Annotated in this window: 1 tRNA gene and 2 rRNA genes; all 3 read right to left on the bottom strand. The window is 63.7% G+C overall.

Annotated features, from left to right (window positions below):
* A 23S ribosomal RNA gene (locus PFER_RS12325) occupies positions 1-151 on the bottom strand; the annotation flags it as partial.
* Positions 152-271: 120 nt separating this feature from the next.
* Positions 272-348 (bottom strand) — tRNA-Ala (locus tag PFER_RS00025).
* Positions 349-398: 50 nt separating this feature from the next.
* Positions 399-1,871: ribosomal RNA gene (locus PFER_RS00020) — 16S ribosomal RNA — on the bottom strand.
* Positions 1,872-2,134: the final 263 nt, after the last annotated feature.

Below are 2,134 nucleotides of genomic sequence, written 5' to 3'. Positions count from 1 at the left end.
ACGGAGTGCGGCGAAAGCCGCGGGAAGTCCCATTCGGGCATCCCCGGCTCGAAGGCTGCCTGCGCCTCACCGAGGCTTATCGCAGCTTGCCACGCCCTTCGTCGGCGCCCTGAGCCGAGCCATCCACCAGGCGGTTTAACGTGCTTACCCCTACTATGGGGGTTGGGCAGTTTTTTGGGTTGGCTTGCCTGTGCGCGGTCCTCATCGTGGGAGTTATTCACTCCCTCAGACCCTTCCACCCCGAGTTTTCACTCGGGATGTGCACTCTTCGTGGTGGACCGGCCGGGATTTGAACCCGGGGCCTCCGGCTTGCAAAGCCGGCGCTCTCCCAGGCTGAGCTACCGGCCCACTGTGACAGGCCCAACACTCCTGTAACCCCCCGGACGGTTTGCTGCGTTAGGAGGTGATCGAGCCGTAGGTTCCCCTACGGCTACCTTGTTACGACTTCTCCCCCCTCACGGAGCCTGGACTCGACCCCGCCCAGCGGACGAGGCCTCATCCAAACCCCGCTCGGGTGGAGTGACGGGCGGTGTGTGCAAGGAGCAGGGACGTATTCGCCGCGCGATGATGACACGCGGGTACTAGGGATTCCAGCTTCATGCGGGCGAGTTGCAGCCCGCAATCCGAACTGGGAGCGGGTTTAGGGGATTCCCTTCCCCTTTCGGGGTCGGTTCCCATTGTCCCGCTCATTGTAGCGCGCGTGTAGCCCGGGGGTTTCGGGGCATACTGACCTACCGTCGCCCGCTCCTTCCTCCGGCTTATCGCCGGCAGTCCCCCCAGAGTGCCTCCTCCCCGGCGGGGAGGGCTGGCAACTGGGGGTGCGGGTCTCGCTCGTTACCACACTTAAGTGGACGCCTCACGGTACGAGCTGACGGCGGCCATGCACCTCCTCTCGGCGTGTCCGGCAAGACCTTTAGCCTGGCCTTCATCCTGCCGTCGCCCCCGGTGAGGTTCCCGGCGTTGAATCCAATTAAACCGCACGCTCCACCCCTTGTAGTGCTCCCCCGCCAATTCCTTTAAGTTTCAGCCTTGCGGCCGTACTCCCCAGGCGGCGGGCTTAACGGCTTCCCTGCGGCACTGCCTGGACTCGGGGTCCAGGCAACACCTAGCCCGCATCCTTTACAGCCAGGACTACCCGGGTATCTAATCCGGTTTGCTCCCCTGGCCTTCGTCCCTCACCGTCGGACCCGTTCCAGCCGGGCGCCTTCGCCACTGGCGGTCCTCCTGGGATTATAGGATTTCACCCCTACCCCAGGAGTACCCCCGGCCTCTCCCGGTCCCTAGGCCTGCAGTATCCCCAGCAAGCCCCACGGTTGAGCCGTGGGATTTCGCCAGGGACTTACAGGCCCGGCTACGGACGCTTTAGGCCCAATAATAGTGGCCACCACTTGGGCCGCCGGTATTACCGCGGCGGCTGCCACCGGCCTTGCCCAGCCCTTATTCCCGGAGCTTCTTACACTCCGGAAAAGCCGTGGTTGTCCACGGCACTCGGGGTCCCCCCGTCGCGGTTTCCCGCATTGCGGAGGTTTCGCGCCTGCTGCGCCCCGTAGGGCCTGGACCCGTGTCTCAGTGTCCATCTCCGGGCTCCAGCTCTCACTGCCCGTACCGATTGTCGGCTTGGTGGGCCGTTACCCCACCAACTACCTAATCGGCCGCCGGCCCATCCTCGGGCGCCGGAGCTTTCGGTTTGGGGGCTTTCCAGCGCCCCAAACCTATGGGGGATTAGCCCCAGTTTCCCGGGGTTGTCCCCCTCCCGAGGGTAGGTTACCGACGTGTTACTGAGCCGTGTGCCGGTGCGCGCAAGCGCCCCTTGACTCGCATGGCTTAGTCGGACCCCGATAGCAGTGGCCTCCGGCAGGATCAACCGGAATTGGGAGTTGACGGCCGCTGTTAATGGTTTTGCACCGTCCGGGGTTTGGTTGGAGTGTTGGGCCTGTCTTACTCCCGAAGGGTCCCCGCGTGGGGTTTTCTTCGGGAGTGCATGGGTTGTGCCCTTGGTTGGAGGGCGGGGTTCATTGTTCGGGCTTTGCCCGTACTCCCCTCGACGCCGCCGTTTGGCACCAGGGCTTTTGAGCCCTTGTTCAGGGCTCCACCCAATAACCCCACACCACCACAATACAAAATAATTGCAAAA

The organism is Palaeococcus ferrophilus DSM 13482 (assembly GCF_000966265.1).
Lineage (GTDB): Archaea > Methanobacteriota_B > Thermococci > Thermococcales > Thermococcaceae > Palaeococcus > Palaeococcus ferrophilus.
The sequence above is the reverse complement of the archived record's forward strand: the minus strand, read 5'-3'. Positions and strand labels throughout refer to the sequence as shown.